At 65.4% G+C, this 24434-nt stretch carries 17 protein-coding genes, 3 tRNA genes and 6 pseudogenes; 12 read left to right on the top strand and 14 right to left on the bottom strand.

Annotation, left to right across the window (positions count from 1 at the left end):
• Positions 1 to 10: 10 nt before the first annotated feature.
• The 7 genes and pseudogenes from G6N41_RS04085 to G6N41_RS04060 form a co-directional block, all read right to left on the bottom strand.
• Positions 11 to 882: pseudogene (locus tag G6N41_RS04085) on the bottom strand (IS5 family transposase).
• 109 nt (positions 883 to 991) lie between these two features.
• Entirely contained in the window at positions 992 to 1147 is a 156-nt protein-coding gene (locus tag G6N41_RS04080; RefSeq protein ID WP_198966672.1) for a DUF6131 family protein, read from the bottom strand.
• Between the two features lie 11 nt (positions 1148 to 1158).
• Positions 1159 to 1410, bottom strand: coding sequence for a hypothetical protein (locus tag G6N41_RS27950; RefSeq protein ID WP_231608811.1), 252 nt, complete (start codon positions 1408 to 1410; stop codon positions 1159 to 1161).
• Positions 1411 to 1524: 114 nt separating this feature from the next.
• A pseudogene (locus tag G6N41_RS04075) lies at positions 1525 to 1947 on the bottom strand (MmcQ/YjbR family DNA-binding protein).
• A 45-nt stretch (positions 1948 to 1992) separates the two neighbouring features.
• A pseudogene (locus tag G6N41_RS29440) lies at positions 1993 to 4293 on the bottom strand (PE family protein).
• 733 nt (positions 4294 to 5026) lie between these two features.
• A pseudogene (locus G6N41_RS30245) lies at positions 5027 to 5958 on the bottom strand (PE family protein); the annotation flags it as partial.
• A 174-nt stretch (positions 5959 to 6132) separates the two neighbouring features.
• A pseudogene (locus G6N41_RS04060) lies at positions 6133 to 7078 on the bottom strand (class I SAM-dependent methyltransferase).
• 124 nt (positions 7079 to 7202) lie between these two features.
• Here G6N41_RS04060 and G6N41_RS04055 point away from each other — a divergent pair.
• Positions 7203 to 7550, top strand: a complete 348-nt coding sequence (locus G6N41_RS04055) for a nuclear transport factor 2 family protein (RefSeq protein ID WP_020731034.1) — start codon at positions 7203 to 7205, stop codon at positions 7548 to 7550.
• 5 nt (positions 7551 to 7555) lie between these two features.
• Positions 7556 to 8584 (top strand): phosphotransferase family protein, encoded by a 1029-nt coding sequence (locus G6N41_RS04050; RefSeq protein WP_198966671.1) that lies wholly within the window; start codon positions 7556 to 7558, stop codon positions 8582 to 8584.
• Between the two features lie 10 nt (positions 8585 to 8594).
• Here the strand turns inward: G6N41_RS04050 and G6N41_RS04045 are convergent.
• The 3 genes and pseudogenes from G6N41_RS04045 to G6N41_RS04035 form a co-directional block, all read right to left on the bottom strand.
• Positions 8595 to 9468, bottom strand: a pseudogene (locus G6N41_RS04045) (IS5 family transposase).
• Positions 9469 to 9623: 155 nt separating this feature from the next.
• A tRNA-Arg gene (locus G6N41_RS04040) sits at positions 9624 to 9696 on the bottom strand.
• A 32-nt stretch (positions 9697 to 9728) separates the two neighbouring features.
• Positions 9729 to 9817, bottom strand: a tRNA-Ser gene (locus G6N41_RS04035).
• Between the two features lie 86 nt (positions 9818 to 9903).
• On the opposite strand from G6N41_RS04035, the gene G6N41_RS04030 reads away from it, so the two are divergent.
• Complete coding sequence (locus tag G6N41_RS04030) at positions 9904 to 10989, top strand: pyridoxal phosphate-dependent aminotransferase (RefSeq protein ID WP_198966670.1); 1086 nt, start codon at positions 9904 to 9906, stop codon at positions 10987 to 10989.
• Complete coding sequence (locus tag G6N41_RS04025) at positions 10986 to 11444, top strand: DUF4334 domain-containing protein (RefSeq protein ID WP_198966669.1); 459 nt, start codon at positions 10986 to 10988, stop codon at positions 11442 to 11444. Before G6N41_RS04030 ends, G6N41_RS04025 begins: the two co-directional genes overlap by 4 nt.
• Before the next feature lie 25 nt (positions 11445 to 11469).
• Here G6N41_RS04025 and G6N41_RS04020 read toward each other — a convergent pair whose 3' ends face one another.
• Positions 11470 to 12054 carry a TIGR03086 family metal-binding protein gene (locus G6N41_RS04020; protein ID WP_198966668.1) on the bottom strand — a complete coding sequence of 195 codons (585 nt, stop codon included), beginning with the start codon at positions 12052 to 12054 and terminating at the stop codon, positions 11470 to 11472.
• 23 nt (positions 12055 to 12077) lie between these two features.
• Between G6N41_RS04020 and G6N41_RS04015 the strand changes: the two genes are divergently transcribed.
• Both G6N41_RS04015 and lipE read left to right on the top strand, forming a co-directional pair.
• A complete protein-coding gene (locus G6N41_RS04015; protein WP_012396834.1) occupies positions 12078 to 12902 on the top strand; it encodes a crotonase/enoyl-CoA hydratase family protein in 825 nt (274 codons plus the stop codon).
• A gap of 36 nt (positions 12903 to 12938) precedes the next feature.
• Positions 12939 to 14183 carry a lipase LipE gene (lipE, locus tag G6N41_RS04010; protein ID WP_020731039.1) on the top strand — a complete coding sequence of 415 codons (1245 nt, stop codon included), beginning with the start codon at positions 12939 to 12941 and terminating at the stop codon, positions 14181 to 14183.
• 25 nt (positions 14184 to 14208) lie between these two features.
• Here lipE and G6N41_RS04005 read toward each other — a convergent pair whose 3' ends face one another.
• On the bottom strand, positions 14209 to 16308 hold the full coding sequence (locus G6N41_RS04005) for a PPE family protein (protein ID WP_198966667.1): 2100 nt from the start codon (positions 16306 to 16308) through the stop codon (positions 14209 to 14211).
• A gap of 418 nt (positions 16309 to 16726) precedes the next feature.
• Positions 16727 to 16816: transfer RNA gene (locus G6N41_RS04000), tRNA-Ser, on the bottom strand.
• 39 nt (positions 16817 to 16855) lie between these two features.
• Between G6N41_RS04000 and G6N41_RS03995 the strand changes: the two genes are divergently transcribed.
• Positions 16856 to 17848 (top strand): NAD(P)H-quinone oxidoreductase, encoded by a 993-nt coding sequence (locus tag G6N41_RS03995; protein ID WP_198966666.1) that lies wholly within the window; start codon positions 16856 to 16858, stop codon positions 17846 to 17848.
• 39 nt (positions 17849 to 17887) lie between these two features.
• Here the strand turns inward: G6N41_RS03995 and G6N41_RS03990 are convergent, their stop codons facing one another.
• Positions 17888 to 19084 carry a cysteine desulfurase-like protein gene (locus tag G6N41_RS03990; RefSeq protein ID WP_198966665.1) on the bottom strand — a complete coding sequence of 399 codons (1197 nt, stop codon included), beginning with the start codon at positions 19082 to 19084 and terminating at the stop codon, positions 17888 to 17890.
• 130 nt (positions 19085 to 19214) lie between these two features.
• On the opposite strand from G6N41_RS03990, the gene G6N41_RS03985 reads away from it, so the two are divergent.
• From G6N41_RS03985 to wzm, 5 genes are read left to right on the top strand one after another with little or no spacing between them, the layout of a single operon-like run.
• Positions 19215 to 21188 carry a DUF6541 family protein gene (locus G6N41_RS03985; RefSeq protein WP_198966664.1) on the top strand — a complete coding sequence of 658 codons (1974 nt, stop codon included), beginning with the start codon at positions 19215 to 19217 and terminating at the stop codon, positions 21186 to 21188.
• Between the two features lie 12 nt (positions 21189 to 21200).
• Positions 21201 to 21734: a bacterial proteasome activator family protein gene (locus G6N41_RS03980; protein ID WP_020731044.1), complete on the top strand. Its 534-nt coding sequence runs from the start codon at positions 21201 to 21203 to the stop codon at positions 21732 to 21734.
• A gap of 3 nt (positions 21735 to 21737) precedes the next feature.
• Positions 21738 to 22580 (top strand): galactan export ABC transporter ATP-binding subunit Wzt/RfbE, encoded by an 843-nt coding sequence (gene wzt / locus G6N41_RS03975; RefSeq protein ID WP_198966663.1) that lies wholly within the window; start codon positions 21738 to 21740, stop codon positions 22578 to 22580.
• Positions 22573 to 23502 carry a galactofuranosyltransferase GlfT1 gene (gene glfT1 / locus G6N41_RS03970; protein WP_198966662.1) on the top strand — a complete coding sequence of 310 codons (930 nt, stop codon included), beginning with the start codon at positions 22573 to 22575 and terminating at the stop codon, positions 23500 to 23502. Before wzt ends, glfT1 begins: the two co-directional genes overlap by 8 nt.
• On the top strand, positions 23499 to 24329 hold the full coding sequence (wzm, locus tag G6N41_RS03965; protein ID WP_198966661.1) for a galactan export ABC transporter permease subunit Wzm/RfbD: 831 nt from the start codon (positions 23499 to 23501) through the stop codon (positions 24327 to 24329). The genes glfT1 and wzm overlap by 4 nt, the downstream gene beginning before the upstream one ends.
• Positions 24330 to 24434 lie beyond the last annotated feature (105 nt).

The following is a 24434-nucleotide window of genomic DNA, read 5'->3' as shown; positions in this document are numbered from 1 at the left end:
GTCCTGTCTGCTAATTGCGGACGCGGTGGTAGGTGATGATGGCGGCCAGGGTGACACCGCCGAGGTAGGTCAGGGCGTATTTGTCGTAGCAGGTGGCGACCGCGCGCCAGTGTTTGAGCCGGTTGAAGCTTCGCTCGACGGTGTTGCGGTGCTTGTAGATTCGGCCTGAGAACCCCGGAGGCCGTCCTCTGTTGCGGCCTTTGGCTTTGCGGCGGGTGATCTGGTCGCTGCGCTCGGGGATGGTATGGGCGATCTTGAGCCGGCGCAGCTGTGCCCGCGTCGAGTCATGGGAGTACGCCTTGTCCGCCAGCAGGCGAAACGGGGCGTATGAGTTGCTGCACCGGGCGGCCAGCAATGGCCAAAGCATCGGATTATCACCGGCTTGACCGGCCGACAGTGCCAGGGTGACCAGACTGCACAGCTGGTCGGTCAAGGCGTGGATCTTGGTAGTCAGCCCGCCGCGGGAACGCCCAATGGCGTGGTCATCGGGCTCATCGAGATATTTCTTGTAATTCGACAGATCCCCCTGTGCGGCGCCCGGGGCGCTCCGGCTGCGTGTCGGTGGGCGCGCACACTGGTCGAATCGACCGACAACAGTGCGCCCAGGTCGGCGTCCTCGGCGTCGAGGTCAGAGGCGATCGCCGCGAAGATCCGCGCGTAGATGCCATCGACCGACCAGCGTAGATGCCTCTCGGCCACCGATTGCCAGGGACCGAAGTGCTCGGGCAGGTCACACCACGGAGATCCCGTACGGTAACGCCAGATAATGCCCTCCAGAGTATGTCGATGATCGTTCCACGGCCGGCCACGCCGCCGCCCCGCAGGCAACACCGCCACGATCAGCGACCACAAATCATCAGAAATCGCATGCGTCCGCATCACCCAAACAGCATCAGCCAAAACACCATTCACATTAAGCAGACACGCCCTAGACCGAAGCTATGCCGTTGCTATATGCAGGCTGTGAGAGGCGGGTGTGGAACTCCAGCGGTCAGTACCAATACCGCCGGCCGGCCACCGGGCGACCCACCGAGCCCATGACCCACAGCACCGCACCGATCACCAAAAGGATGACACCAAGGGTGGTCAGCAAATGGATACCGAACACAAACCCCAGGATGAGCGGGATAGCACCGACGACGATCATGACGACTTCCTTTACATTGCGAGTGCGTGATCGATTGATTCCATTGCGCTAGGTTGCGGCAAATGGCAGTCCCTTACTTTCGGGTTGACGCCGAAGTAATTGAGTGGCCCAGCGAGCACCGTGACTGCAACGATTCCCACTGAGGCACAGCTTGTTTGCTGACCCTTGAAGTAGCCTCGCTGCCATGTTGCGAATACGCCAATGAGCAACCATACGAGCACAATCGCCCCGACAACTCCGCGCCCACGCATGGTGACCTCCATTGTGTTCGAGAAAAAATTCCCGCAGTTGCGTACATACCCGTTGTACTCGTGTCTAAACACTTTTGGGACACGAATTCCGGCCGCATTCAGCCCTACCCCAAGGCGTACCGGCGGCTAGGTTTTCTGGGCGCTTTGGGCGGCCAGCCACGTCTCGGCCCGCTTCTTGGAGGCGCGCGACAGCCAGGCGTCCTGAATGAGTTCGGCTAATTCGGTGGTGCCGATTTCGGCCAACCGACTGGCTCGCACCAGCACTGACAGATGCCCGTCGAAATGGGCCGTGGAAAAGAATGGCGACCCAGGATCCTGGATAAGCGCAAATTTGTCGCTTTAGGACTCCACCCAGAGCATGATCACGTCGGTATAGCGCTCCCCGCGGTCCGGATCGGCCGCGTCCGGTTGCGGGGTGCGAAAGAACACGAACGATTTGCCGCCCACCTGATAGATGGGGTTGCCTTTGGGCCCTTCCAGGCGTTTGACGTGCGGCATCGACGCGGCGATCCGATGGACGTCGTCAACCCGTGCGGGCCGATCAGCCATAGCGGGCAGCGTACCGACTCGGGCCGGTCGGCTCGCCGCTGCGCGCTAGCCCACGCTTCCGAAGAGCAGCCCGCCGGTACCAGCGGCGCCCTCGAGCCTCTGTTCACCATCGTTGCCTGGACCAGTGGGGGAGCCCGCTCCGCCGATGGCCCCGGACCCACCGGCACCGCCGTTGCCGATGAATTGGGCGGCCCCGCCGCTGCCGGCGCTGCCGCCGTTTCCGCCTGAGTAATAGCCTTGGAAGCTGTCCCCGCCGGCGCCTCCGGCGCCGCCCGCGCCGCCGTCGCCGAACCATCCGCCGCCGACACCACCGGCACCGCCCGCACCACCAGAACCGCCGAAACCGTTGACAAAGCCGGTGACCGTGTCATTGACGCCGTCTCCGCCGGCACCACCTTGCCCGCCGGTCCCGCCGGTCCCGATCAACGTCCCGCCGGCACCGCCGGCGCCGCCGGCACCACCGCCGGCCCCAAAGTCCGCCCCGGCGTATTGCGAGAAGGTGCCGTCATACGTGACGTAGCCATCCCCGCCGGCACCCCCGTCGCCGCCGGCACCCGCGGCGCCGAACAGCCAGCCACCACGGCCACCATTACCGCCAGCGCCGCCGACACCGGGACCGTAGCCAAGGGCGCCTCCCGCGCCACCCGATCCGCCGGCCCCACCGGCACCGAACATCCCGGCCGCGCCACCGCTGCCGCCCATACCGCCGGTTCCGCCGCTATCGCCGTAGTACCCGTACGTGTTGCCGGAAGAATCGAAAACGGCGAAATCGTCACCGCCTCCTCCACCTTGGCCACCGGCCCCGGCATCACCGAACAGCATCCCGCCGGCCCCACCATTGCCCCCGTTACCCCCGTTGCCCGAATAATCGTCGCCGTAGAGGCCGCCGGCACCACCCGCCCCGCCGGCCCCGCCGGCGCCAAACAACCCGGCAGCACCGCCACTGCCCCCGGCGCCACCGTTGCCACTCCAGTAACCGGTATACGGGCTGCCGGCTTGCCGCAGCAGGAACCCGTTACCACCGACTCCACCTTGCCCGCCGGCCCCGGCATCGCCGAAGATCCATCCGCCAGCTCCGCCATTGCCCCCGGCACCGCCGTCGCCGGCACCTTCGTAAACACTGAGCCCACCGGCCCCACCTGCTGCGCCGGCCCCGCCGGTACCGATCAACCCGGCAGCACCACCGCTGCCACCGGCTCCGCCGTTGCCACCGAAATAGCCGTCTAACACGCTGTTGGACTCATCCTCATAGGCCCCGGCCCCGCCGGCACCACCCTGCCCGCCGGCTCCGGCGTTACCGAGAATCCATCCGCTGTGACCACCGTTGCCGCCAGCGCCTCCGTTGCCGCCACCACCGTTGTAATTACCGTTCAGCCCGCCGGCCCCGCCGGCACCACCGGCGCCACCGTCGCCGAACAGCCGAGAAGCGCCCCCTGCGCCGCCGGCGCCTCCGTTGCCGCCCACCCCACCGTTGTTCGCGGCGTTGCCGTCGCCGCCGTCCCCGCCGTGCCCGCCAGCCCCGGCGTTGCCGTTCATCCAGCCGCCGGCGCCGCCACTACCGCCGGCCCCACCGCTTCCGGCGCTCAGACCGGTGAGACCGGAACCGTTGTCATAACCGCCGGCGGCTCCCCCGGTACCACCGGCCCCACCCGCTCCACCCACACCAAACAAGCCGGCAGCTCCGCCCGGCCCGCCGGCACCACCGGCCCCACCGTTGAAGCCCACCGCGCTCGTGCCAATGCCCCCGCTCCCGCCGGAGCCGCCGGAGCCGTACAACCATCCGCCCGTCCAGCCGGCACCACCTGCCGCGCCGGCCCCGCCGGCCCCGCCCATCCCACCGTTGCCGATCAGGCCCGCAGCGCCGCCGGCCCCGCCGGCAACCCCGGCTGTGGTTTGAGAAAAGCCGTTGCCGCCATTGCCGTACAAGAACCCGCCGGCCCCGCCGTTTGGATTCGCCGCGGTCCCGGCGGCGCCATCGCCAATCAGTGGACGCCCCAACAACGTCTGGGTCGGTGCATTGATCACACCCAGCACCGTGTCTTCGAAGGCCTGCAACGGCTAGGTGCTGGCCGCCTCCGCGGCCGCGTGGGCGCCGCCCGCACCATTGATCGCCTGGATGAACTGCGCCTGAAATGCATTCGCCTGCAAGCTAATCGATTGGTAGGCCTGTCCATAGCCGGCGAACAGCGACGCCACAGCCGCCGAGACCTCATCGGCTCCAGCGGCCAGCATCCCGGTGGTCGGGACCGCCGCGGCCAGGTTGGCCGTGCTCAGCGCCGAGGCGATTCCTTCCAGATCGGTCGCCGCCGACGTCAGCAATTCTGGCGCCACCAAAAGGTATGACATTGCAGGCCTCCGCCACTCTTCGTTGAGTAATTAACTCAGACTAAAACATGCGATAGGAACTAATTCTGGAGTTTGGCAAATACGCTGCCCCACCGGAAAGCGATAGGAGCGCACTATCGGCTCACCAAAGGTCTGCGCCGGCCGGCATTTGGTCCGACCCAGACCTGGATCGCTGTCGGTCAGCTCAGCCGAAAAACAGTCCTGGCGAACCATTCGAACCGGCAACGCCGTCATCGGCGGTTCCCCCGCCGCCGGTACCCCCTGGGCCCCCGGCTCCGCCGTGGCCGGCGAACTGAGCATCACCGCCGTTGCCGCCGTCACCACCATTCCCACCGGAGTGGTCGCCGCTTACCCCGCCGGCCCCGCCGAGGCCGCCGGCCCCGCCATTGCCGAAGACACCCGCGCCTCCACCGGCTCCACCGCCACCACCCACACCGCCGGCAAACTCCACCACGGTGAGGCGGCCGCTTGGGCTGATGTAGGTTCCAACACCGCCGGATCCCCCTGGCCCACCGGCGCCGGCGTTGCCGAATAGCCACCCGCCGTGGCCACCGATTCCCCCATCACCACCGGTTCCCCCAGTGCCGAATAGGGAACCGATCGTGATTGTTGAACTAGAACTCGCGATGATGAAATCACCGTTGTCGGTAGGCCCGGCGAGCCCGCCGATGCCACCGGCACCACCCGCCCCGCCGGCACCGAACAGTCCAGCGGCACCGCCCGCCCCGCCGTTGCCGGCGGAACCGGCCGCTGCGCTCCCGCCCATGAACTCGACCACACCAGTGGCGCGGTCGGCATTTGTGGCGAGGAACCCGTCGCCGCCACCACCGCCCTGTCCACCGGTACCTCCCGAGCCATACAGCAGACCGCCATGGCCGCCATGGCCACCGGCGCCACCGTCACCGGCGCTGATATCGACGACGCCTTGGGCACCGGCGTTCAGCCCACCGAACCCGCCGGAGCCACCCGCGCCACCCGAACCGAAGAGCCCGGCGCCACCACCGACTCCCCCGCTCCCGCCATTGCCAACGCCAAGACCGTCCACCGCGGCCGCGCCAGCACCGCCTTGCACGCCAGCACCGCCGTTGCCGCACAACCACCCACCGCTGCCGCCGGCGCCGTCCGCGGCGCCGATTCCACCGTTCCCGCCACTTCCGCCGTTGCCGATCAACCCGGCAGCGCCACCGGCGCCCCCGCTACCCCGGCCGTCGTTTCGGAGTAACCATTGCCGCCGTTGCCGTACAATAGCCCTCCAGCGCCACCGTTGGGGTCGGTCACCGACCCGGCGGCACCGTCGCCGATCAGCGGACGCCCGAAGATGGCCTGGGTGGGGCCATTGATCGCAGCGAGCAATTCCTGGCCGACGGCCTGCAGGGAGGTGGTGTTCGCCGCCTCGGCCGCCGCGTACGACCCGGCACCCGTTGTCATCAACTGGACAAACTGCTGATGGAAGGCTTCCGCCCGGGCAACCAACGCCTGATACTCCTGGGCGTGCCCGCCGAAGAGTGCGGCCACGGCCGTGGACGCTTCGTCAGCGCCGGCGGCCATCACCGTCGTTGTCGGCGCCGCGGTGGTCAGATTTGCTGCGCTGAGCGCCGAGCCGATGCGCTCCAGCTGGTTCGCGGCCGAAGCGACAAGATCTGGGGCCACCGCGATGTGCGGCATCTGAGACAACGCTGCCTCCATCCGTGGTCGGCAATCGTGGGCATTCCGGAAGCGCAGCCGATTACGTTGAGATCCCTAGACCGACTACATTTCCATCCCAACCTAAGCCGGACCCGTGAGCGTCGTTCATCTCTTGGATAAATTGCGCATTAAATGCGTTCGGGCGTGCGCTAATCAGGCCACGGGCCGATGTGCGGACACGAAAAGGGTGGGCGGGACCGGTCCTTCGGCATCGTTGGGCACCGGACGCCCGTAGCGGGTCAGCAATTCGGCCGAGGTCGTGGCCGACGCGCGCCAGCCGTGCTCACCCAGCCAATCCGCGACCGGGGTGCGCTCTTCGGCGTACCAAAGGTCTTCGACGGCCGGCATCTGGATCTCCACCAGTCGGCCGGCCGCCGCTCGCATCCGCTGCATTTCCTCGTGTTGGCGGCGCACAAGATCGGGATCTAAGAAGCCTTCCTGGGTCACGTTCGTTGCCAGCCAGCTTCCGGCGGGGCTGAGTGCATCGATGCGCTCGAACAGCAGATCCTGAGCCCGCGCCGGAAGGTAGCGCACCAGCCCTTCGGCTGACCAGGCAGTCGGCTTCGAGGCGTCAAAACCGCTGTCCAACAAGGCCGCTGGCCAGTCCTGGCAGCAGATCTATCGGGATGTTCACCAGTTGCGCCGTCGGCCGGGCACCGTGCTGGCGCAAGGTGGCGGACTTGAATTCGAGCACCCTGGGCTGATCAAGCTCGTATACGACGGTGCCGTCCGGCCACGGCAACCGCCAGGCGCGCGAATCCAGACCGGACGCCAGGATCACCACTTGCCGCACACCGGCGTCGGCCACACCCAGAAAGAACTCATCGAAGAATGCCGTCCGCGTCGCCATGAAGTCGATCATCTGGCGGACCCGAGCCCCCACCTGTGACTCGATTTCTGGTGCGCCGGCCAGCAAAGAGGGGTTGGCGAATATGCTCCACATGCCATCGCCGGCGGCGTCGACAAAGACTCGCGCGAACGGGTCCTCGATGAGGGGGTTCTCGCTCTCGGTCTCCGCGGCCCGGGAGGCTGCCACACCCAAGGCGGTGGCTCCCACGCTCTCGGTGATGGTCCAGGAATCATTGTCGGTTCGTGGCATTGCCAGCCTCCCAGGCAGAAATGGGTTCCTGCCATCCAGTCTTGCAGCCGCCGCGGGCCGTGGCCGCTCGCCGGGAGTGTCCTACGCTTTTTCCCAGAGGGTCTACAGGTTGCAAGGGAGCACCATGACACGGACGCCGCAGGAAGTATTCGCCCACCACGGCCGTGCGCTCGCCGCCGGTGACCTCGACGAGATCATCGCCGACTACGACGACGACTCCGTGCTACTGACCGCTGCGAGTGTCGCGCGCGGCAAGGATGCCATCCGCCAGGTGTTCGTCAAGTTGCTCGACGACCTACCCGGGGCCACCTGGGACCTGAAATCCCAGGTCTTCGACGGCGACCTGTTGTTCCTGGAATGGGCCGCCGATTCCGCGCACCACCGGGTTGACGACGGCGTGGACACCTTCATCTTCGACGGCGGCATGATCCGGGCCCAAACGGTTCGATACACGCCACAAGCCAAGGGCTGACGCCGATGCACCCGGTGGATCCCGACGCGGTCGCGGAATGGATGTCCGGGCAGGGACTGGGTGAAGGTCCCTTGTACGACGTCTGCGCGGTCACCGGTGGAACACAGAACGTGATGCTGCGGTTCACCCGCTCCGGACGCGCCTACGTGCTGCGCCGCGGCCCCCGCCACCTGCGTCCGCGCAGCAACAGCGTGATCCTGCGCGAGACCAAGGTGCTTGCGGCGCTGGCCGGCACCGACGTTCCACACCCACGTTTGATCGCTGCCTGCCCGGACCCCACCGTGCTCGGTGATGCGGTCTTCTATCTGATGGAACCCGTCGAAGGCTTCAATGCCGGTGAGGGGCTGCCGCCGCTGCACGCCGGGGACGCGAGCATCCGGTTTCAGATGGGCCTGTCGATGGCCGACGCGCTGGCCAAGCTCGGCGCGGTCGACCATGCCGCCGTGGGTCTCGCCGACTTCGGCAAGCCGGCGGGATTTCTGGAACGCCAGGTGCCGCGCTGGCTTGCCGAACTGGAGTCCTATCGGCAGTACGACGGCTACCCGGGACCCGACATCCCCGGCATCGGGGAAGTGTCCGCCTGGCTGGACAGCCATCGCCCGACGGCGTGGACGCCCGGCATCCTGCATGGCGATTACCACATGGCCAATGTCATGTTCTCCCGCACCGGACCGGAGGTGGTGGCCATCTGCGATTGGGAGATGTGCACGATCGGTGACCCGCTGCTGGATCTGGGCTGGCTGCTGGCCACGTGGCGGCAGTCCGACGGGGCCAGCGTGTTCGGCCACGCCCTGGGCGCCCAAGACGGGTTGGCCAGCACCGACGATCTGCTGCAGCGATATGCGGCCAACACCACGCGAGATCTATCTCACATCACCTGGTACACCGTGCTGGCCTGCTTCAAGCTCGGCATCGTCATCGAGGGCACGCTGGCACGCTCCTGCGCGGGCCAGGCCGAGAAAGAAGTGGGCGATCAGCTCCATGCCGCCACGGTGCACCTGTTCGAACGGGCACTGGGGCTGATCGGCGCCTAGGTCCTGTCTGCTAATTGCGGACGCGGTGGTAGGTGATGATGGCGGCCAGGGTGACACCGCCGAGGTAGGTCAGGGCGTATTTGTCGTAGCAGGTGGCGACCGCGCGCCAGTGTTTGAGCCGGTTGAAGCTTCGCTCGACGGTGTTACGGTGCTTGTAGATTCGGCCTGAGAACCCCGGAGGCCGTCCTCTGTTGCGGCCTTTGGCTTTGCGGCGGGTGATCTGGTCGCTGCGCTCGGGGATGGTATGGGCGATCTTGAGCCGGCGCAGCTGTGCCCGCGTCGAGTCATAGGAGTACGCCTTGTCCGCCAGCAGGCGAAACGGGGCGTATGAGTTGCTGCACCGGGCGGCCAGCAGTGGCCAAAGCATCGGATTATCACCGGCTTGACCGGCCGACAGTGCCAGGGTGACCGGACTGCACAGCTGGTCGGTCAAGGCGTGGATCTTGGTAGTCAGCCCGCCGCGGGAACGCCCAATGGCGTGGTCATCGGGCTCATCGAGATATTTCTTGTAATTCGACAGATCCCCCTGTGCGGCGCCCGGAGCGCGCTCCGGCTGCGTGTCGGTGGGCGCGCACACTGGTCGAATCGACCGACAACAGTGCGCCCAGGTCGGCGTCCTCGGCGTCGAGGTCAGAGGCGATCGCCGCGAAGATCCGCGCGTAGATGCCATCGACCGACCAGCGTAGATGCCTCTCGGCCACCGATTGCCAGGGACCGAAGTGCTCGGGCAGGTCACACCACGGAGATCCCGTACGGTAACGCCAGATAATGCCCTCCAGAGTACGTCGATGATCGTTCCACGGCCGGCCACGCCGCCGCCCCGCAGGCAACACCGCCACGATCAGCGACCACAAATCATCAGAAATCGCATGCGTCCGCATCACCCAAACAGCATCAGCCAAAACACCATTCACATTAAGCAGACACGCCCTAGCCCGCAGCCCGGGTAGCGGCGCGGCGCCGACGCAGAAAAGCCCGAACCCCCATCGAGGGTTCGGGCCGATTCCCGCCAACTCAGATGTCCTTAGACATCACAGAGCGCGCCCGAAGGGATTCGAACCCCTAACCTTCTGATCCGTAGTCAGATGCTCTATCCGTTGAGCTACGGGCGCCGATGTTCAGTTGTGTCCCCGAAGGAACCGCGCGGAGGCGAGAGGATTTGAACCTCCGGTCCCCTTGAAGGGGGACAACTCATTAGCAGTGAGCCCCATTCGGCCGCTCTGGCACGCCTCCTTTGGACTTCCTGAGGGTACCCGACGCTGGGAACCCCCCGAGCCGCCGGAGGCTTAGCGTACACAGCCGCAACATATGCTGTCGAAGTGACCGCCCGCCTACGCCCCGTATTGGGCGGGTTGCCAGTCTACGTTCCCGGCAAAACAGTGCCGGGAGCCATCAAACTGGCCAGCAATGAGACGGTGTTCGGCCCCCTGCCCAGCGTGCGCGCGGCCATAGAACACGCCACCCAGTCGATCAACCGCTACCCCGACAACGGCTGTCTTGCGGTCAAGGCGGCGTTGGCCCGCCACGTCAGCTCGCTGAGCGCGGCGGACTTCGGCCCCGAGCACATCGCCGTCGGGTGCGGTTCGGTGAGTCTGTGCCAGCAGCTGGTGCAGATCACCGCCTCGGTGGGAGACGAGGTGATTTTCGGGTGGCGCAGCTTCGAGCTCTACCCACCCCAGGTGCAGGTGGCCGGCGCCACCGCCATCCAGGTGCCGCTGACCAACCACACCTTCGACCTCGAGGCGATGCTGGCCGCGGTGACCGAGCGCACCCGGCTGATCATCGTCTGCAACCCGAACAACCCGACGTCGACGGTGGTGCAGCCGGAGGCTCTCGCCGAGTTCGTTCGCTCGGTTCCGCCGCACATCCTGGTCGCCATCGACGAGGCCTACGTCGAGTACCTGCGCGACGGCACGGTTCCCGACAGCCCGCACCTGGTCCGCACTCACAGCAACGTCGTGGTCTTGCGAACCTTCTCCAAGGCGTACGGCCTGGCGGGCCTGCGCGTCGGCTACGCGGTGGGGCAGCCCGACGTGATCGCCGCGCTGGACAAGGTCTACGTGCCGTTCACCGTGTCCAGCCTCGCCCAGGCCGCGGCCATCGCCTCGGTGCAGGCCGCCGATGAGCTGTTGGCCCGCACCGACGCGGTGGTGGCCGAACGCGGCAGGGTCAGCGCCGAACTGCGTGCCGCCGGCTTCACCGTGCCGCCGTCACAGGCCAACTTTCTGTGGCTGCCGCTGGAAGACCGGACCACCGACTTCGTCACACAGGCCGCCAAGGCGCACATCGTGGTCCGCCCTTACGGGGTCGACGGGGTGCGAGTCACCATTGCCGCTCCCGAAGAAAACGACGCCCTGCTGCGGTTCGCCCGCTGCTGGATCACCCACCGCGACGGTGCGCGATGAGCGCCCGTGACACGTTCACCGAGCTGAAGAACCGTATGGGTGCGATTCCGGATGCGGAGCTCGACGACTTCTGGGCGACCCTGGAACCGGCAACCATCGACGGCATGATCGGCGAGTGGAAGGGCGGTGAGTTCGACACCGGTCACAAGATGAACGGACAGTTGGAAAAGGCCCGCTGGTTCGGCAAGACCTTCGCCTCGCCCACCGATGTGCAGCCACTGGTGTGCCTGGACGCCGATGGAAACAAGTTCTCCAGCGTGGCAATGGGCAAGGGCGAGGCCAGCCTGTGGCTCGAGGACTTCCGGGGAGAAACCACCGCCACGATGGTCTACGACGGCCAGCCGGTGCACGACCACTTCAAGCGGATCGACGACGACGCGGTGATGGGCATCATGAACGGCAAAGGCGTTCTCGATAGCGGCCGCTATTACTACTTCTATCTGGAACGGGTGTAGGGCCGCGCCGAGGCGTGGAGGGTGCCTACCTGATCGGGTTGCGGCCGGTGAAGGCGACCAGCCGGTGCAGCCCGCTGACATCGTCGCCAACCTGGACCGGATCATCGAACCCGGCGGCACCGCGTTCGTGCGGCTGGATCAGATTCTGCGCTAGACCCAGGACATAGTCGGCCAGCGAGTCCGGGACGTGAATGTCATGCCCCACCGCCGTCGCGTAGTCCCACGCGTGCACCAGGAATTCAATCGAGAACACCGAGACGGCCACCCTGGCGGGCATCGAGGCGGGGCCCAGCGGCACGTCGCCCTCCATGCCGCGGCGATGCCAGGCATCCAGTGCCGGACGCGCGGCGCTGACCACCTGACCTTCCGCCGAGGAGGTGTGGTCGCGCATCGTGAATTCGGCGCCGGCCATACCGCCGAGCACCACGATGGAGTTCAGCAAGTGCCCAGTCAGCCCGGACACGTCGTACTCGGGGCACGGCGTTGGCCGGAACAGGTCACCATCTCCGATCGGGTGCAGCAGCTGCTGCAAGACCGCCAGGGCGCGTTCGGCGCTGGCCAGCTCGTCGGTCGGCGGAGAATCTGGTCCGGGTCGCAAATCAGAGGCCATATCCGCCACGCTACGGTCTGGACATGGGCGAAACATACGAATCTGTCACCGTCGAGATCAAAGACCAGGTCGCACAGGTGACGTTGATCGGGCCGGGCAAGGGTAATGCAATGGGACCCGCTTTCTGGTCGGAGCTGCCGGAAGTCTTCGCGGCGCTGGACGCCGACCGTGATGTGCGGGCGATCGTCATCACCGGGTCGGGCAAGAACTTCAGTTACGGACTGGACGTGCCGGCGATGGGTGGAACTTTCGCCCCGCTGATGGCCGAAGGGGCGCTGGCGCGTCCCCGCACCGACTTTCATGCCGAGGTGCTGCGGATGCAGAAGGCGACCAATGCGGTCGCCGATTGCCGGACCCCGACCATCGCGTCGGTGCACGGCTGGTGCATTGGCGGCGGCGTCGACCTGATCTCGGCGGTGGACATGCGCTACGCGAGTGCGGATGCGAAGTTCTCGATACGCGAGGTCAAGCTCGCCATCGTCGCCGACATGGGCAGCCTGGCCCGCCTTCCGATGATCCTCAACGACGGTCATCTGCGGGAGCTGGCGCTGACCGGTCGGGATATCGACGCCGCTCGGGCCGAGAAGATCGGCCTGGTCAACCAGGTGTTCGAAGACGCCGACGCAACCTTGGCCGCCGCCCACGCCACCGCCACCGAGATTGCCGCCAATCCCCCGCTGGCGGTGTACGGCGTCAAAGACGTCCTCGACCAGCAGCGCGCGTCGGCCGTCGCGGAAAACCTGCGCTACGTCGCGGCCTGGAATGCGGCGTTTCTGCCGTCCAAGGACCTCACCGAGGGGATATCGGCGACCTTCGCCAAGCGGCCGCCCCAGTTCACCGGGGAGTAGCCGGCGGCCTCCACGTACCCTCGCGGTGTGGCGAGTATGACCGAAGACGGCAGGATTCGAGTCCCGGCCGACCTTGACGCCGTCACGGCGCTCGGTGCGGAAGATCACTCCGAAATCGACAGTGCGGCTATCGAGCGGATCTGGCAGGCCGCTCGGTACTGGTACCAAGCCGGGATGCATCCGGCGATCCAGTTGTGCATCAGGCACAACGGCCGGGTGGTGCTCAACCGGGCGATTGGCCACGGCTGGGGTAACGCACCCAGCGATGCGCCCGACGCCGCGAAAATCCCGGTCAGCACCGATACACCGTTCTGTACGTATTCCTCGGCCAAGGCCATCACCGCCACGGTCGCGCACATGCTGGCCGAGCGCGGGCACTTCTCGCTCGATGACCGCGTCTGCGAGTACATACCCAGCTACACCAGCCACGGCAAAGACCGCACCACCATCCGGCACGTGCTGACCCACAGCGCCGGTGTCCCCTTCCCCACCGGGCCCCGCCCCGACGTCACCCGGGCCGACGACCACGAGTACGCCGCACGCAAGCTGGGCGAGCTGCGGCCGCTCTACCCGCCGGGGCTGGTGCACATCTACCACGCGCTGACCTGGGGACCGTTAATGCGCGAGATCATCTGGGCCACCACCGGCAAGGAGATTCGCGACATCCTTGCCACCGAGATCCTCGACCCGCTGGGCTTTCGCTGGACCAACTTCGGCGTCGCCGAGGAGGACCTCCCGCTGGTGGCGCCCAGCCACGCCACCGGGCGACCGTTGCCCCCGGTGATCGCCGCGGCGTTCCGCAAGGCGATCGGCGGCACCGTGCACGAGGTCATCCCCTACACCAACAAGCCGCTGTTCCTGCGCACCATCATCCCGTCGTCCAACACGGTGTCGACCGCCAACGAGCTGTCCCGTTTCATGGAGATCCTGCGCCGCGGTGGCGAACTCGACGGGGTTCGGATCATGGCGCCCGAAACGGTGCGCAGCGCGGCCACAGAATGCCGGCGTCTGCGGCCCGATTTCGCGACGGGACTCGCTCCCCTGCGCTGGGGAACCGGATTCATGTTGGGTTCAAACAGATTCGGACCGTTCGGCCGAAATGCACCGGCGGCCTTCGGACATCTCGGGCTGGTCAATATCGCCACCTGGGCCGACCCTGACCGCGGACTATCGGTCGGCCTCATCAACAGCGGAAAGCCCGGCAGGGATCCCGACGCCAAACGCTACGTCGCCCTCAAGAATGCCATCACCGCTGAGATTCCCCCGAAAACTGTCGAGTAATGTCGCCGATCGGGGCCCGCGAATTTTAGTGGAAGTAACCTGATATGTAGTCCTTGGCGTTGAGCACGCCCGAGGAATAATCAGCTAATTGTCCGAAACCGGAATCGCCGGTACCGGTACTGAAGAATCCCGAATTGACCGCTCCCACGTTGACAAATCCAGAGGTATTACCAACGGGCGTTCCCGATGGGTAGACGGTGTTTCTGAATCCGGAATTATAGTTGCCATAGTTCAGGAATCCCGCATTGTTGCTTCCAATGTTCAGAACGCCCGAATTGCTGGTCATCCCGGCCTCGTGCCCGGCACTGTCAGCACCCGAGTTATAGGTTCCCCTATTAGCGAATCCGGAGTTATAGTCACCGGTTCCCCTGATTCCCGAGTTTCCGGTACCCGTATTCATGAATCCCGAATTCGCGACGTTCTGATCAACTGGACTGCCGATGCCAGTATTGAGATCCCCGGAGTCGAAAAATCCCGTGTTACTGGCCCCCGAGTTGAAACCCCCCGTATTGTAGTTACCCGACCCTGCGTAACCGGTGTTCGAGTCGCCCGAGTTAAAGGCCAGTGTGTTCGAGCTTCCTGCATTGAAGCTGCCGGTGTTCGTGCTGCCGGCATTGAAGGCGGCGAAGTTGTTGTTGCCCGAATTGAAGAGCCCCGTGTTGACGTCACCCGAGTTGAACAAGCCCGTATTGAGGTTCCCGGAGTTGAAGAAACCCGTATTGGTGTCGCCGGAGTTTCCGATGCCCGTGTTGTGGGAGCCCGAGTTGAACCAACCGGTGTTGGTAGTCGCGCTCGACCCACCCGAGTTGAACAGGCCCGTGTTGAGGTCGCCGGAATTTCCGATGCCCGCACTCAAGTTCGGACCTCGACCCGTGCCAAGGCCCGAGTTGATGAAGCCCTTGTTCTCACTGCCCGAATTCAGGAAGCCGACATTATTGTCACCCGAGTTGAAGAAGCCGATATTGTTGTTGCCCGCGTTCCCGAAACCAATATTTCCGGAGCCCGAGTTCAGGCCGCCGATGCCTATCTGACCATCTCCGGTCAGACCGAACCCGATATTGTTGTTGCCGCTGTTGCCAAAGCCAATATTGTTGTTGCCGGAGTTCCCGAAGCCGAAGTTTCCGGAACCGATATTCCCGCTGCCAAAATTCGAATTTCCGTAGTTTCCGCCGCCTACGTTGTGGTTGCCGCTGTTGCCGTTACCGAAATTGTGACCGCCAGTGTTGCCGCTACCGAAATTGTGACCGCCGGTGTTACCGCCACCGAGATTGAAGTTGCCGGTATTCCCAATCCCAAAGTTGCCCTTGCCGATATTGCCGCTACCCAGGTTGAGGTTGCCGATATTGCCGCTGCCCAGGTTGAGCTTGCCCGCGTTTCCCCAACCCGGGTTGAAACTACCGGTGTTGCCGCTGCCCAGGTTGATTCCACCGGTTTTTCCGCTGCCGAGGTTCAGGTTGCCGGCGTTACCCCAGCCCAGGTTCAGGTTCCCGGTGTTACCGAGACCGAGGTTCAGCAGGCCACGGTTGCCGATGGACAGGCCCGGGATGACAAAGCCGCCGAGGCGACCGCCAGCCACCGCCGAGCTGACCGACCGGCCAGACAGGCCCGCCAACATCCGATGAAACGGGGTCAACTGTTCGGCGGCCGCCGAGCTGGTCGAGTGATAACCGACCATCGCGGTCACGTCCTGCGCCCACATGTCCTCGTAGTCCGTCTCAACCGCCGCGATCGCGGGCGCGTTCTGCCCGAAGATGTTCGAGAGCGCCAGCGACACAAACTGAGCGCGGTTGGCCGCGACCAAGGCCGGATGCACCGTGGCAGCGCGCACCGCCTCAAAGGCGCTTGCCACTACCCGGGCCTGGGCGGCGGCCTGTTCGGCCTGGCCCGCCAGGCCCTGCAACAGTCGCGCATGGGGGGTAGCTACCGCCGCCATCGCCGTCGCCGACGCGCCCTGCCAGGCCCCAGCCACCAGGTTTGCGTTCACCGACTCGAACGAGGACGCCGCCAGGCGTAACTCCTCAGCTAACCCATCCCAGACCTGCGCGGCCGAGAACATCTGCCCCGAACCCGGACCGAAATAAATTCGCGCCGGCGTTAATTCCGGCGGATCGACCAAGAAATTCACTAATGCTCTCTCTTTCCCGGAGGGGTCTCATTAGTAGCCAAATGCGTGGCAGTGCAGCGGCCGACTTCTGCCACCACTTTCTATACGAAATACCCTCCATTTTCCAGTCTTTCGTGACAGCAACTGACCTCATAGTCGGGGCTTTGATCCGGAAGTTACGGGGCTCCGGAAGATGCCAAAATGCGAATACTCGGTTGCGAATACCCAGCCGCGAATGCTCAAACAAGAATGCGTAGATGCGAATACTCAAAGGCACTGCCGAAAACTTGCCGGGGGTCGATCTTGCTCACGAAAATCCTCGGCTGGCAAAGTCGACACGGCACGTGCGGGCTGTGCCAGCCGGCCGCTCACCGCGCGGACGTGCGGTCCGGGCGCCTTGCTACTGAGCTGCTACCGGGCTGCTGCTCGATTGATCACATGGCGGTGGCGGAGGGATTTGAACCCCCGGACGGTTTTAGCCGTCTCTCGCTTTCAAGGCGAGTGCATTAGGCCGCTCTGCCACGCCACCGCTGCTAAGGGTAACTGGGCCCGATTCGGAGGTAGTAGCGTGGCGTTCGTGCACGCCATCGTCGCCGAATCCGCGGATCATCTGGTTTGGCAGCAAGTACCCGATGTCACGGCCGGGGCCGGCGAGGTAGTCATCAAGGTCGCCGCCGCCGGCGTCAACCGCGCGGACGTCTTGCAGGCCGCCGGCAAGTATCCCCCGCCGCCGGGAGCCAGCGAGATCATCGGCATGGAAGTCAGCGGCACCATCACCGATATCGGCGACGGTGTCACGGAATGGTCTGCCGGGCAAGAGGTTTGCGCACTGCTGGCCGGTGGTGGCTACGCCGAGTACGTGGCCGTTCCGGCCGGCCAGGTGCTACCGATGCCGCCCGGGGTCAGCCTGATCGACTCCGGGGCGCTGCCCGAGGTCGCCTGCACGGTGTGGTCGAACCTGGTGATGACCGCGCACCTGGGGCCGGGTCAGCTGGTGCTGATTCACGGTGGCGCTAGCGGCATCGGCAGCCACGCGATCCAGGTCTGCACCGCGTTGGGCGCCCGCGTGGCGGTCACCGCGGGGTCGTCCGAGAAGCTGCAGCTGTGTCGCGATCTGGGAGCCCAGATCACCATCAATTACCGCGACGAGGACTTCGTGGCGCGCCTGAAGCAAGAGACCGACGGTTCGGGTGCCGACGTGATCCTCGACATCATGGGCGCGGCCTACCTGGACCGCAACGTCGACGCGCTGGCCGTGGACGGACAGCTGGTGATCATCGGCATGCAGGGCGGGATCAAAGCGGAACTCAACCTGGGCAAACTGCTGACCAAACGTGCTCGCGTCATCGGCACCACGCTGCGGGCCCGGCCGCTGCAGGGTCCGAACGGCAAGGCCGTGATCGCCCAGGACGTGACAGCCTCGGTGTGGCCGATGATCGCCAGCAACCGGGTGCGGCCTATCATCGGCTCCCGACTGCCCATTCAGCAGGCGACACAGGCGCATCAACTGCTGCTGTCAGGTCAGAGCTACGGAAAGATCCTGCTCACCGTCGACGGCTAGCCGGGACGTAGGCCGTCGGGAAACCCCCAACCCCCGGGCTCAGCCCAACGAGGCCAGCGCACGCACCAGCTGGTCCACTTCGGCCATCGTCGAATAGTGGGCCAGCCCGACGGTCACCGCGCCGCCGACATCGTTGACGCCCAACACATCGAAAACCCGCGAACTGGAGTTGGAAACCGCCAGGATGCCGTTGTCGGCCAAGCGCTGCACCACCCGGTCGGCCGGCACGTCCTGCAGCGCGAAGCTGACCACCGGTATCCGCGCCTCCGGTCGGCCGATCAGCATCACCAGCGGCAGCGACCGCAGCGAGACCATCAGGTAGTCGAAGATCCGGTTCAAGTAGGCCGACGCGGACTGCATCGATACCGACAGGCGCTCGCGCCGGGTTCCGCGCGCCGACTCGTCGAGCGAGGCGAGGTATTCGATGCTGGCGACCACACCGGCCAGGAATCCGAATTGGTGTAAACCGGTCTCCAGCCGTTCCGGTCCGGTCGCGTGCGGATCGGTCGACACCGAGCTGAAGCTGTGCATGAGAGCCGGTTCCCGAAAGACCATCGCCCCGATGGGCGGACCGCCCCAGCCGACCGCGTTCATCGCGACCACGTCGGCCTCGGTCTCCTTGATGTCGAAAAGCCGGTAGGGCGCCGCAGCGGAATGGTCAACCACGACCAGGCCGCCGATGTCGTGAACCAGCTTGGTCATCGCCCGCAGATCAGTGACCGCGCCCAGGGTTCCCGAAGCCGAGGTGACGGCGACCAGCCGGGTCGACTTGCTGATCAGGCTCTCCCATTGCCAGGTCGGTAGCTCACCGGTCTCGATGTCGACCTCGGCCCACTTCACCTTGGCCCCGTAGCGGTGGGCGGCGCGCAGCCAGGGGGCGATGTTGGCTTCGTCGTCGAGGCGGCTGACGATCACCTCGTACCCCAGCCCCGCGCGTGACGACGGCGCCTCGGCCAGCGCCGACAACAGCACGGCACGGTCGGCGCCCAGCACCACACCGGCCGGGTCGGCGTTGACCAGATCGGCCACCGCCTCCCGCGCCGTTTGCAGCACGGCGGCGCTGCGCCGGGCGGACGGATGCGCGCCCGCGGTGCTGGCGGCCGAACGCCGGAAGGCCGTGGACACAGTGGTCGCGACGGAATCGGGAATGAGCATGCCGGTGGGTGCATCGAAATACACCCACCCGTCGCCCAAGGACGGGTGCAGTCCGCGCACCCGGGCGACGTCATATGCCATGCCTGCCACTTTAGAGAATCTAGCCACTCACGCGGATTGGTGACGTGTAGCGGGTGGCCCGGATCGTTCCAGACATTCCAACCGTTCCGGCTTCCGGAGCCAGGTCACCCGGCCCCGCCATACTAGTCGAGTGACCTTGTGGTTCGGAACGCTGATCGCATTGATCCTGCTGATCGCACCGGGGACCCTCATCGCACGTATCGCGCAGCTCAGTTGGCCGATCGCTATCGCGGTGGGCCCGCCGCTGACCTACGGCGTGATCGCACTGGCGATCGTCCCCTACGGCGCGCTCGGGATCCCGTGGAACGGCTGGACAGCACTGCTGGCGCTGGCCGGCGTGGCCGCGGCGGTAACTGGTTTCCAGCTGCTACTCGGCCGCTGCCGCGACAAGGAGGCAGAGGCCCGCGGTGTCAGCCGTGGCCCGGCGCTCACCGTCGCGGCGGGCGTGGCGCTGGGGACGCTGTTCATTGCCTGGGCGGCCTACCGAGGCATCCCGCACTGGCAGTCCATCCCCAGCACCTGGGACGCGGTCTGGCACGCCAACACCGTGCGCTTCATTCTCGACACCGGCCAAGCCTCCCCTACCCACATGGGCGAGCTGCGCAACGTCGAAACCCATGCGCTGTTGTACTACCCCTCGGTGTTTCATGGCCTGACCACGGTGTTCTGCCAACTCACCGGCGCGGCGCCCACCACCGGCTACACACTGAACTCGCTGGCCGCCGCGATCTGGCTGTTTCCGGTCAGCGCGGCAACGCTGACCTGGCGCGCGATGCGCAGCCACCTGACGGAATGGCGCACCGCGGGCTCCGCGGCGACCGCAGCGGCACTGTCCGCATCGTTCACCGCGCTGCCCTACGTGGAGTTCGACACCGCGGCCATGCCCAATCTGGCCTCCTACGGAGTCGCGGTACCCGCCATGGTGTTGATCACCTCGACGCCGCGGCACCGCGACCGCATTCCGATAGCGGTGCTGGCACTGGTGGGGGTGCTGTCGGTGCACATCGCGGGCGGCATGGTGGTGGTGCTCTTGGTCGCAGCCTGGTGGTTGTTCGAGGCGCTGTGGCATCCGGCGCGGGGCCGGCTGGCCGATCTGGCGACGCTGGCGGGGGTGGCCGCAATCTCCGGGTTGATCATGTTGCCGCAGTTCATCAGCGTGGAACAGCAGGAAGACATCATCGCCGGGCACTCGTTTCTCACCTACCTGAGCAAGAAGCGGGGCGTGTTCGATGCGGTGTTCCAGCATTCGCGCCATCTCAACGACTTCCCGGTGCAATACGCGCTGATTGCACTGGCCGCGATCGGCGGGTTCATTCTGCTGATCAAAAAGATTTGGTGGCCACTGGCGGTGTGGCTGCTGCTGGTCGTCATGAACGTCAACGCGGGAACCCCCTTGGGCGGTCCGATCGACACGGTGGCCGGGTCGCTCGGCGAGTTCTTCTACAACGATCCACGCCGCATCGCCGCCGCCACCACGCTGCAGCTGATGCTGATGGCCGGCGTGGCTTTGTTCTGGATCGTCACGCTGGTGGTGACGGCGGCGCGGGGCCTCACGAATCGATTCCGGCCACTGCCCCAACCGTTCTGGGTCTCGGTCACCGTGGCACTACTGCTGGGGGTCTGCCTAGTCAGCACCTGGCACTACTTTCCGCGCCATCGGTTCCTGTTCGGCGACAAGTACGACTCGGTGATGATCGACCAGAAGGACCTCGACGCCATGGCGTACCTGGCCACCCTTCCCGGCGCGCGCGACACCATGATCGGCAATGCCAACACCGACGGCACCGCCTGGATGTATGCCGTGGCGGATCTGCATCCGTTGTGGACCCACTACGACTATCCCGTGCAGCAGGGGCCGGGATATCACCGGTTCATTTTCTGGGCCTACGCAGGTAGAGGCGATTCCGATCCCCGGGTAGTCGAGTCGATCAAGGCACTCGATATTCGCTACATCCTGACCAGCAGCCCGACGGTCAGAGGGTTCGCCGTTCCCGACGGGATAGTCTCTCTGGAGAATTCGCCGTCGTGGAAGAAGATTTACGACAACGGTGGAGCCCGAATTTACGAGTGGCGCGGCAAGACCGCACAGACGCACTCCAAGTAGGTAGGTAAGAGGATGGTGACTGGATTGAGTACCGGCAACGATGACCCGGAGGCCGAGGACGTCGAGGTCATCGGTGGCATCGACCCGAGGCTCATGGCGGTAACCGACGAAGACTCCGACGAGCGCTTATTGACCGACCTGGTTGAACAGCCTGCCAAGGTGATGCGCATCGGCACCATGATCAAGCAACTGCTCGAAGAGGTCCGGGCCGCACCGCTAGACGAAGCCAGCCGCAACCGGTTACGCGACATCCACGCCACCAGCATCCAAGAGCTTGAAGAAGGCCTGGCACCGGAGCTGCGCGAAGAACTCGACCGGCTGACCCTGCCGTTCAACGAGGACGCCGCGCCGTCGGACGCGGAGTTGCGCATCGCACAGGCGCAACTGGTCGGATGGCTGGAAGGGCTGTTCCATGGCATCCAGACCGCCCTGTTCGCCCAACAGATGGCCGCCCGTGCGCAGCTGGAACAGATGCGCCAGGGCGCGCTGCCCCCAGGCATCGGCAAACCGGGACCTCACGGTCACGGCACCGGACAGTACCTCTAGACCGTGTCTGAGGCGCCACGGATCGAAACCCGCGACGCGTGGGTCGAATTCCCCATCTTCGATGCCAAGTCGCGATCGCTGAAGAAAGCCTTTCTGGGCAAGGCCGGCGGTTCCATCGGCCGCAACAGCTCCAATGTCGTCGTCATCGAGGCGTTGCGCGACATCACCATGTCCCTCGAACACGGCGACCGGGTCGGCTTGGTCGGCCACAACGGGGCCGGGAAATCCACGCTGCTGCGCTTGTTGTCCGGCATCTACGAGCCGACCCGCGGTCTGGCCAAAGTCACCGGCCGGGTGGCGCCGGTCTTCGACCTGGGGATCGGCATGGACCCCGAGATCTCCGGCTACGAGAACATCATCATCCGCGGCTTGTTCCTGGGACAGACCCGCAAGCAGATGCTGGCCAAGGTCGACGAAATCGCCGAATTCACCGAACTGGGCGACTACCTGTCCATGCCATTGCGCACCTATTCCACCGGCATGCGCGTCCGGCTGGCCATGGGCGTGGTGACCAGCATCGACCCGGAAATCCTGCTGCTTGACGAAGGCATTGGCGCGGTGGACGCCGAGTTCCTCAAAAAGGCCCAATCCCGGCTGCAGGGCCTGGTCGAGCGTTCCGGAATCCTGGTGTTCGCAAGCCATTCCAACGAGTTCCTGGCGCGGCTGTGCAAGACGGCGATGTGGATCGACCACGGCGAGATCAAGCTCAGCGGCGGTATCGAGGACGTCGTGCGGGCCTATGAGGGCGAAGACGCGGCCCGGCATGTCCGAGACGTGCTGGCCGAAACGCAGCGTGACAACATCGCTCAACAGCCGCTGGCGCACGAAGCTTCCGGGGATGAGTGACACCGTCATCGCCGTCGTGGTCACCCACCGGCGCCCCGATGAGCTGGCCAAGTCACTGGACGTGCTGAGCACTCAGACCAGGTTGCCCGATCACCTGATCGTGGTCGACAACGACGCTGCCGAGGGCTCCGGCGCCAACCGGGTTGGCGATCTTGTTGCGGGACAACCGATCCCCACTACCTACTTGAAGTCACGTCGAAACCTCGGCGGCGCGGGCGGTTTCGCGCTCGGCATGTTGCACGCGCTGGCACTGGGGGCCGACTGGGTGTGGCTGGCCGACGACGACGGACGCCCCCGGGACACCGGCGTATTGGCGACCCTGTTGGCATGCGCCGAAAAGTACGGACTGGCCGAAGTGTCACCGATCGTCTGCAACACGGACGACCCGCAGCGCCTGGCCTTTCCGTTGCGGCGTGGCCTGGTGTGGCGCAGGCACGCCAGCGAATTGCGCACCGAGGCGGGCCAGGAGTTGCTGGCGGGGATAGCCTCGCTGTTCAACGGAGCGCTGTTCCGCGCGTCGACGCTGGAAGCGATCGGCGTCCCGGACCTGAGGCTTTTCATCCGGGGTGACGAGGTGGAGATCCACCGCCGGCTGGTTCGGTCCGGCCTACCCTTCGGAACCTGCCTGGACACAGCCTATCTGCACCCGTGCGGGTCGGACGAGTTCAAACCGATCCTCGGCGGCCGGATGCACACCCAATACCCTGACGACCCCGGCAAACGGTTCTTCACCTACCGCAACCGCGGCTACGTGCTGTCTCAGCCCGGCCTGCGTAAGTTGCTGCCCCAGGAGTGGCTGAGGTTCGGCTGGTTCTTCCTGGTGACCCGCCACGACCCCAAGGGTCTGCAGGAGTGGATTCGGTTGCGCCGCTTGGGGCGTCACGAGAAGTTCGGAAAGCCCGATCTTGGAGGATCCACATGACGTTCATCGACGCGGCGGCCCAGTCCAGGACGTTCGCCCGCGCCCGGGGTGACCTGCTGGAGGGCTTTCGGCGCCACGAACTGTGGCTGCACCTGGGCTGGCAAGACATCAAACAGCGCTACCGCAGATCGGTGCTGGGACCGTTCTGGATCACCATCGCGACCGGCACCACCGCCCTGGCGATGGGCGGGCTGTACTCCAAGCTCTTCCACCTCGAGCTGTCCGCACATCTGCCCTACGTCACCCTGGGGCTGATCATCTGGAACCTGATCAACGCGGCCATCCTGGACGGCGCCGACGTCTTCGTCTCCAACGAAGGCTTGATCAAACAGCTGCCGGCACCGTTGAGCGTGCACGTCTACCGGCTGGTTTGGCGGCAGATGATCTTTTTCGCCCACAACATCGTGATCTACTTCGTCGTCGCGATCATCTTTCCCAAGCCGTGGTCCTGGGCCGACCTGTCGGTACTGCCGGCGCTGGGTTTGATCGTTCTCAATTGTGTATGGGTGTCAATATGTTTCGGCATCCTGGCGACCCGCTATCGCGACATCGCACCGCTGCTCAATTCGCTGGTGCAGCTGCTGTTCTTCATGACGCCGATCATCTGGAACGACGAGACCCTGCACCGCCAGGGCGCGGGTCGGTGGGCACGCATCGTCGAACTCAATCCCCTGCTGCACTACCTCGACATCGTGCGCGCGCCATTGCTGGGTGCCCATCAAGAGCTGAGGCACTGGCTGGTGGTGATCGCACTGACGATCGGCGGCTGGGTGCTGGCGGCGTTCGCGATGCGGCAATACCGCGCGCGGGTGCCCTACTGGGTGTAGCCGCTGTCGCGTAAACGCTTCGGCGGAAACCGCGGATATTTTGAGTACCACCGCGTAATCTCCAATCCATTCCAAACAGGCGGCGAGTGGCTGATCTGTGCACTG

Source organism: Mycobacterium shottsii (assembly GCF_010728525.1).
Taxonomy (GTDB): Bacteria; Actinomycetota; Actinomycetes; order Mycobacteriales; family Mycobacteriaceae; genus Mycobacterium; species Mycobacterium marinum.
Note: the sequence above shows the minus strand (reverse complement) of the source record. Positions and strands in the feature narration are given on the sequence as shown.

Excerpts from the sequence above, each read along its gene's own strand:
- G6N41_RS04080 (WP_198966672.1), bottom strand. The coding sequence starts at position 1,147 with ATGATCGTCGTCGGTGCTATCCCGCTCATCCTGGGGTTTGTGTTCGGT.
- G6N41_RS27950 (WP_231608811.1), bottom strand. The coding sequence starts at position 1,410 with ATGGAGGTCACCATGCGTGGGCGCGGAGTTGTCGGGGCGATTGTGCTC.
- G6N41_RS04055 (WP_020731034.1), top strand. The coding sequence starts at position 7,203 with ATGACACGGACGCCGCAGGAAGTATTCGCCCACCACGGCCGTGCGCTC.
- G6N41_RS04050 (WP_198966671.1), top strand. The coding sequence starts at position 7,556 with ATGCACCCGGTGGATCCCGACGCGGTCGCGGAATGGATGTCCGGGCAG.
- G6N41_RS04025 (WP_198966669.1), top strand. The coding sequence starts at position 10,986 with ATGAGCGCCCGTGACACGTTCACCGAGCTGAAGAACCGTATGGGTGCG.
- G6N41_RS04020 (WP_198966668.1), bottom strand. The coding sequence starts at position 12,054 with ATGGCCTCTGATTTGCGACCCGGACCAGATTCTCCGCCGACCGACGAG.
- G6N41_RS04015 (WP_012396834.1), top strand. The coding sequence starts at position 12,078 with ATGGGCGAAACATACGAATCTGTCACCGTCGAGATCAAAGACCAGGTC.
- lipE (WP_020731039.1), top strand. The coding sequence starts at position 12,939 with ATGACCGAAGACGGCAGGATTCGAGTCCCGGCCGACCTTGACGCCGTC.
- G6N41_RS03990 (WP_198966665.1), bottom strand. The coding sequence starts at position 19,084 with ATGGCATATGACGTCGCCCGGGTGCGCGGACTGCACCCGTCCTTGGGC.
- G6N41_RS03980 (WP_020731044.1), top strand. The coding sequence starts at position 21,201 with ATGGTGACTGGATTGAGTACCGGCAACGATGACCCGGAGGCCGAGGAC.
- glfT1 (WP_198966662.1), top strand. The coding sequence starts at position 22,573 with ATGAGTGACACCGTCATCGCCGTCGTGGTCACCCACCGGCGCCCCGAT.
- wzm (WP_198966661.1), top strand. The coding sequence starts at position 23,499 with ATGACGTTCATCGACGCGGCGGCCCAGTCCAGGACGTTCGCCCGCGCC.